Origin of the sequence: Actinomadura sp. NTSP31 (genome assembly GCF_041951385.1) — a bacterium.
Taxonomy (GTDB): domain Bacteria; phylum Actinomycetota; class Actinomycetes; order Streptosporangiales; family Streptosporangiaceae; genus Spirillospora; species Spirillospora napierensis.
The window spans coordinates 132,266-138,265 of record NZ_JBGNUT010000030.1 but is presented as its reverse complement, the minus strand read 5'-3'; the positions used below and the strand labels follow the sequence as shown (position 1 = coordinate 138,265).

Below are 6,000 nucleotides of genomic sequence, written 5' to 3'. Positions count from 1 at the left end.
CATCTCCCCCCTCCTGGACCCCGACCCCCGCGGCCTCCCACCCGCGATCATCGCCACCGCCGAACACGACCGCCTGCGCCCCCAGGCCGAACAGCACGCCGAACGCCTGCAAGCCGCCGGCGTGCCCGTCACCCTCATCACCGGGACCGGCCTGGACCACGGATACCTCGGCTGGGGCTCCTTCGCGCGCCGCCCCGCCCGGACCGTCGCCGCGATCGGCGCCGCCGTCCGCACCGCCCTCACCACCACCCCGCCCCCACCACCACTTGACCACCCTTGACCATCCCGGCGGCGGCACCGCACCGATCACCACCCGCCACTTGCCCGACCCGTTTAACCGCTTTGACGTGGGCAATCACCATAGGGAGCCCGATTTTCGCCGAACCTCGCCAACGGTTGAGGAGGAACCCGCCTTGCCGCCGACGCACGACATGCGCATGATCCGGGCCGAAGAGTCCGGAACCGAGGAATGGGCCTGCCCGACCTGCGGCCGCCGCATGCTGCTGCGCTGGCCACCCCACTACAGCAAGCAGATCATCGACCCCGGCGACGAACGCGCCTGCCACGTCGCCTCCTGCGACGACCTGCCCGCCGACGACCCCGCTCCCGGCCTCACCACCGGCACCCTCACCGGACAGGACACCGCGCCCCGCACCCCACCGCGCCGCCGCCTCCGCGAAACCGGCATCGACCCCGCCACCACCGCCCCCAGCCCCTAGCCCGCCATCACAGCGGACCGCCGTCACCACCACCACCCGAAGCCGACGGCGAAGGAGACGGCGGAGACGGACTCATCGGCTGCTGCGGCGTCGGCGGCGCCACCGAAGGCGACTGGAACGTCGGCAACGGCTCAGGCGGCGGAGACGGCGGATCCTTCGGCCGCGGCTGGCACGCGAACAACACCGCCATCAGCAACGCCAGCACCACCAAAGCCCCCGCCAACGTCAGCACCGCCGCCACCAGCCCCCGCTCCGGCGGACGATCCGGAGCCGGCACCGGCCCGGTCGCCACCTCCGCCCGCGGACGCTGACCCGCCAGCGCCGCCTCCGACGACCCCAGCCAATGCGGCTGGAACTGCGGACCGCGCCGCCGCCCCCACCGCCGCCCCGGCCCGCCCAGCAGCACCGGCTCCAAGAACCGCTCCGCCCCCGCACCACCCGCCTCGTACGCCGTCGCCACCCACGGCGCCGGACCATCCGGCTGCGCCGCCACCACCGCCGCACCGCCACCCGCACCCCCGGCCGCGCCGCCACCCGCGCCGCCCAAGCCACCGGACCCGCCCGGCACCGCCTCCATGATCGCCGCCCGGAACCGATCCCGAGCCGCCGCGTCCCCCGCCGCTCCCCGGTTCAGCACCGCCACACACGCACGCCGCCCCTCACCGTCCACCCCCAGGAACACGATCCCGGCAGCGGACTCCGACAAACGCGCCGACAAACGGAACGGCCCCACCTGCGCGGGATCCCCCAGGGGCAACGGCCTCGACATGGCCGCAACCCTAACAACCGCACCCGCCCCGGGCCGCCACCACGACCACCCCCAGACACCCCCCGCACCCACCTCCCGCGCACGCGCACGGATCGCGCACGAACGGGTACAAGTGATCGCGTAGGGTCGGAACGCGCCCGCTCACACCCGTCACACAGTGAGGGACACCCATATGACCATCGCCGCCAACGACGTCGACGAGGCCGCCGCACTGCTGCAGAGCACCCTCGCCGAAGTCAAGAAGGTCATCGTCGGCCAGGACCACATGGTCGAACGCCTGGTCGTCGCCCTCCTCGCCCGCGGCCACTGCCTCGTCGAAGGCGTCCCCGGCGTCGCCAAGACCCTCGCCGTCGGCACCCTCGCCAAAGTCGTCGGCGGCACCTTCGCCCGCCTCCAGTTCACCCCCGACCTCGTCCCCTCCGACATCGTCGGCACCCGCATCTACCACCCCTCCACCGAGCAGTTCGACGTCGAACTCGGCCCCGTCTTCGTCAACTTCGTCCTCGCCGACGAGATCAACCGCGCCCCCGCCAAGGTCCAGTCCGCCCTCCTGGAGGTCATGGCCGAACGCCAGGTCTCCCTCGGCGGCAACACCTATCCCCTCCCCCGCCCCTTCATCGTCCTGGCCACCCAGAACCCCATCGAGTCCGAAGGCGTCTACCCCCTCCCCGAAGCCCAGCGCGACCGCTTCCTCATGAAGATCGACGTCCACCACCCCGCCGCCCACGAGGAACTCCACATCCTCCAGCGGATGAGCGTCGACCCGCCCAAGGCCAACCGCGTCCTGGACTCCGACCGCCTCGCCGAACTCCAGCGCGCCGCCGAAGAGGTCTCCGTCCACGACCTCGTCGCCGACTACATCGTCCGCCTCGTCATGGCCACCCGCGAACCCGAGCAGTACCGGCTGCCCGACCTGCGCCCCGCCATCGAGATCGGCGCCAGCCCCCGCGCCACCCTCGGCCTGGTCTCCACCGCCCGCGCCCTCGCCCTGCTGTCCGGCCGCGACTACGTCCTGCCCGACGACGTCCAGGCCGTCGCCCGCGACGTCATCTCCCACCGCCTCGTCCTCACCTTCGACGCCCTCGCCGACGGCGTCGACCCCGGCGAGGTCGTCGACCAGATCCTCGCCGCCGTCCCCCCGCCCCGCGTGGTCTGGAACCACGGCGCCGCGGCGGTGACCAGCGCATGACCACCGGGGACCACCGCAAGCCCGCCCGCGCCCGCCGCGACGGCGCCCTGGCCCACCTCGCCCCCGAACGGACCCTGCGCCGCCTCGAACTCCAGGTCACCCGCCGCCTGGACGGACTCCTCAACGGCGAGCACCTCGGCCTGCTCCCCGGCCCCGGCACCGAACTCGCCGAAGCCCGCGTCTACCAGCCCGGCGAGGACGACGTCCGCCACATGGACTGGGCCGTCACCGCCCGCACCACCACCCCGCACGTCCGCGACCTCATCGCCGACCACGAACTCGAGGCCTGGGCCCTGGTCGACCTCACCCCCAGCATGGACTTCGGCACCGCCGCCATGGTCAAACGCGACCTCGCCGTCGCCGCCCTGGCCGCCGTCGGCTTCCTCACCGTCCGCCTCGGCGACCGCGTCGGCGCCTACCTCCAGCACCCCGGCGGCCTGCGCCGCTGGCCCGCCCGCACCGGCAAGGCACCCTTCTACGCCCTCCTGCAGGCCGTCCTCGACGCCCGCCCCGACGCCGGCACCGGACCGCCCGCCCGCATGTCCGGCACCACCGCCACCGCCGGCGCACCCCACGGCGACCTCGCCGCCGCCATCACCTCCCTCGCCCGCGGCCAGACCCGCCGCGGCCTGCGCGTCGTCATCTCCGACTTCCTGCCGCCCGCCCCCGGCGCCCGCACCGGCACACCCCCCGACGCCCCGGACGCGCCACCCGACTGGGAGAGCCCGCTGCGCCGCCTCGCCGCCCGCCACCAGGTCCTCGCCGTCGAGATCATCGACCCCCGCGAACTCGACCTGCCCGACATCGGACTCGTCGAGATGACCGACCCCGAGACCGGCGCCGCCCACGAGATCGTCCTCAGCCGCCGCACGCGCCGACGCTACGCCGAAGCAGCCGCCGCCCAGCGGGAAGGCACCCGCGCCGCCCTGCGCCGCTGCGGCGCCCACCACCTCGTCCTGCGCACCGACCGCGACTGGATCGCCGACGTCGCCCGCTTCGCCGTCCGCCAGCGCCGCGCCGCCGGACGGGCCTTCACCACCGCGGGAGTGCGCCCATGACCTTCCTGTCTCCCGACCGCCTCTGGCTGCTGGCCCTCGCGCCGATCCTCGCCGGCCTGTACGTCGTGCTGCAGATGCGCCGCCGCAACTACGCCGTCCGCTTCACCAACCTGGCCCTGCTCTCCCAGGTCGCGCCCAAGCGGCCGGGCTGGCGCCGGCACGTCGCCGCCACCCTGTTCCTCATCATGATCGTCCTCATGATGATCGGGTTCGCCCGCCCCGCCAGCTCGGTGAAGGTGCCCCGCGACCGCGCCACCATCATGGTCGCCGTGGACGTGTCGCTGTCGATGATGGCCCAGGACGTCCCGCCGAACCGGATGGAGGCCGCCAAGGCCGCCGCCAAGAAGTTCATCCGCGAGCTGCCGGCCCGCTTCAACGTCGGCGTCGTCTCCTTCGCCGGCAACGCCAACCTGATCGCCGCGCCGTCCGCCGACCGCGACACCGCCATCGCCTCCCTCGACCAGCTCGCCCTCGCCAAGCGCACCGCGATCGGCGAGGCGGTCTTCACCTCCCTGCAGGCCGTCCGGACCTTCGACACCCAGGCCGCCCAGGACCCGCCGCCCGCCCACATCGTGCTGTTGTCCGACGGGGACAACACCACCGGGCGGTCCGTGCAGGAGGCCGTCGACGCCAGCCGCTCCGCGCACGTCCCGGTGTCGACGATCGCGTTCGGCACCCCGTACGGCACCGTCGACATCGAGGGCGAGACCACCAGCGTCTCGGTCAACAAGGAAGCGCTGAAGACCCTCGCCACCAGCACCGACGGCAAGGCCTACGAGGCCGCCGACGCCGGGCAGCTGCGCGACGTGTACGCCAACATCGGCACGTCCCTGGGCTACAAGACCGAGCACCGCGACGTCGCCGCCCGCTACACCGGCATCGCGCTGCTGTTCGCGCTGGCGGCCGGCGGCTTCTCCCTCGCCTGGTTCTCCCGCCTGCCCTAGCCGCGGGGCCGGGCGGCACGGGAACACGCGGAACGCTGATACGGTCGGCCGACGTGGGGGAACACTACTTCGCCGAGCGGCCGGGCGCCGCGAGCCGCCGCCGCACCGTGGATTTGGTCCTGCCGGACCTGCACCTGCGGCTGGAGACCGACAGCGGGATGTTCTCCCCCGACCGGGTCGACGCCGGCACCCGCGTCCTGCTGGAGACCGTCCCCGCGCCGCCGCAGACCGGTGACCTGCTCGACCTGGGCTGCGGCTACGGCCCCATCGCGCTCACCATGGCAAGCCGCTCGCCGCAGGCGAGCGTATGGGGAGTAGACGTTAATCAGCGAGCGGTCGAGCTCGCTGATTTCAATGCCAAAACCGCCGGCCTTGACAATGTAAGGTTCAAGGTGGCGGACGAGCTGGACCCCGGCCTGCGCTTCGCGGCGATCTGGTCGAACCCGCCGATCCGGATCGGCAAGGCCGCCCTGCACGACCTCCTCCTGGCCTGGCTGCCCCGTCTGTCCCCCGGCGGACTCGCCCACCTGGTCGTGCAGAAGCACCTCGGCTCCGACTCCCTGCAGCGCTGGCTGAACGACCAGGGCTTCCCCACCGAGCGGATCGCCTCCCGCTCCGCCTACCGCGTCCTGCGCGTCTCGTCCCGCTCGTCCAGCACGGAAGGCCACACCCGATGAGCACCACCGACCCCGCGCCCGGCCGCAGGCAGCTGCGCGGCACCGACGTCAAGCGCCTCAACCGCGACTGGCGGCGCCGCACCGAGGGCCGCCTCGGCCTGCTGGTGGAGTCGGTCACCCAGCCGTTCAACATGGGCTCGATCATCCGCAGCGCCGCCGTGTTCGGCGTCGAGCGGCTCTGGCTCGCCGGCAACGCCACTCCCCCGGACCAGCGCAACGTCGCCAAGACCGCCCTCGGCACCGAACGGCTCGTCCCGTGGGAGCACGCCGGCACCCCCGCCAAGGCGGCCGCCGCCATCCGCGAGGAGGGCCTGCGCATCGTCGCGATCGAGCTGACCGGTGACGCCGTCCCGCTGCACGAGGCCCCCTTGGACGGCAACGTCTGCCTGGCCGTCGGCGGCGAGGACCACGGCTGCTCCCCCGCCCTGCTGGCCGCCGCCGACGCCGTGGCCTACATCCCGCAGATCGGACGCGTCGGCTCCCTCAACGTCGCCGTCGCCACCGCCATCGCGCTCGCCGAGGCCCGCCGCCGCGAATGGTCCGCCTGACCCACCGCGGCGGCGACCGTACCGGCGGTACCGGGGATTTTGCTGCAACGGCAAAGGATTTCGCCGATTCCGGGCCTGGCAACGAGCATGGCACCG

Annotated in this window: 8 protein-coding genes; 7 read left to right on the top strand and 1 reads right to left on the bottom strand. The window is 73.5% G+C overall.

Translation table 11 applies throughout. The features are described 5' to 3' along the window. Together ACA514_RS37650 and ACA514_RS37645 are read left to right on the top strand one after the other, a co-directional pair. On the top strand, window positions 1-280 hold a 280-nt coding region (locus tag ACA514_RS37650; RefSeq protein ID WP_375046061.1), incomplete at its 5' end, for an alpha/beta hydrolase fold domain-containing protein. Between the two features lie 133 nt (window positions 281-413). Beyond that, entirely contained in the window at window positions 414-719 is a 306-nt protein-coding gene (locus tag ACA514_RS37645) for a hypothetical protein (RefSeq protein ID WP_375046060.1), read from the top strand. A 7-nt stretch (window positions 720-726) separates the two neighbouring features. Here ACA514_RS37645 and ACA514_RS37640 read toward each other — a convergent pair whose 3' ends face one another. Next, window positions 727-1,488: a hypothetical protein gene (locus ACA514_RS37640; protein WP_375046059.1), complete on the bottom strand. Its 762-nt coding sequence runs from the start codon at window positions 1,486-1,488 to the stop codon at window positions 727-729. A 172-nt stretch (window positions 1,489-1,660) separates the two neighbouring features. Between ACA514_RS37640 and ACA514_RS37635 the strand changes: the two genes are divergently transcribed. Genes ACA514_RS37635 through ACA514_RS37615 form a run of 5 tightly spaced genes read left to right on the top strand, consistent with a single transcriptional unit; the run spans window position 1,661 to window position 5,904 of the window. Continuing rightward, on the top strand, window positions 1,661-2,677 hold the full coding sequence (locus tag ACA514_RS37635) for an AAA family ATPase (protein ID WP_375046058.1): 1,017 nt from the start codon (window positions 1,661-1,663) through the stop codon (window positions 2,675-2,677). Then, window positions 2,674-3,735, top strand: coding sequence for a DUF58 domain-containing protein (locus ACA514_RS37630; protein WP_375046057.1), 1,062 nt, complete (start codon window positions 2,674-2,676; stop codon window positions 3,733-3,735). The genes ACA514_RS37635 and ACA514_RS37630 overlap by 4 nt, the downstream gene beginning before the upstream one ends. Next, window positions 3,732-4,679, top strand: coding sequence for a VWA domain-containing protein (locus ACA514_RS37625; protein ID WP_375046056.1), 948 nt, complete (start codon window positions 3,732-3,734; stop codon window positions 4,677-4,679). The genes ACA514_RS37630 and ACA514_RS37625 overlap by 4 nt, the downstream gene beginning before the upstream one ends. A gap of 53 nt (window positions 4,680-4,732) precedes the next feature. After that, window positions 4,733-5,356 carry a class I SAM-dependent methyltransferase gene (locus ACA514_RS37620; RefSeq protein ID WP_375046055.1) on the top strand — a complete coding sequence of 208 codons (624 nt, stop codon included), beginning with the start codon at window positions 4,733-4,735 and terminating at the stop codon, window positions 5,354-5,356. Beyond that, the gene (locus tag ACA514_RS37615; protein ID WP_375046054.1) at window positions 5,353-5,904 is read left to right on the top strand and encodes a TrmH family RNA methyltransferase; all 552 of its coding nucleotides are present in this window, start codon (window positions 5,353-5,355) and stop codon (window positions 5,902-5,904) included. Before ACA514_RS37620 ends, ACA514_RS37615 begins: the two co-directional genes overlap by 4 nt. The last annotated feature ends 96 nt before the right edge of the window (window positions 5,905-6,000 follow it).

Bases quoted from the DNA above. Each gene is read 5' to 3' on its own strand.
- ACA514_RS37630 (WP_375046057.1), top strand. From the start codon at position 2,674: ATGACCACCGGGGACCACCGCAAGCCCGCCCGCGCCCGCCGCGACGGC.
- ACA514_RS37625 (WP_375046056.1), top strand. From the start codon at position 3,732: ATGACCTTCCTGTCTCCCGACCGCCTCTGGCTGCTGGCCCTCGCGCCG.
- ACA514_RS37635 (WP_375046058.1), top strand. From the start codon at position 1,661: ATGACCATCGCCGCCAACGACGTCGACGAGGCCGCCGCACTGCTGCAG.
- ACA514_RS37615 (WP_375046054.1), top strand. From the start codon at position 5,353: ATGAGCACCACCGACCCCGCGCCCGGCCGCAGGCAGCTGCGCGGCACC.
- ACA514_RS37640 (WP_375046059.1), bottom strand. From the start codon at position 1,488: ATGTCGAGGCCGTTGCCCCTGGGGGATCCCGCGCAGGTGGGGCCGTTC.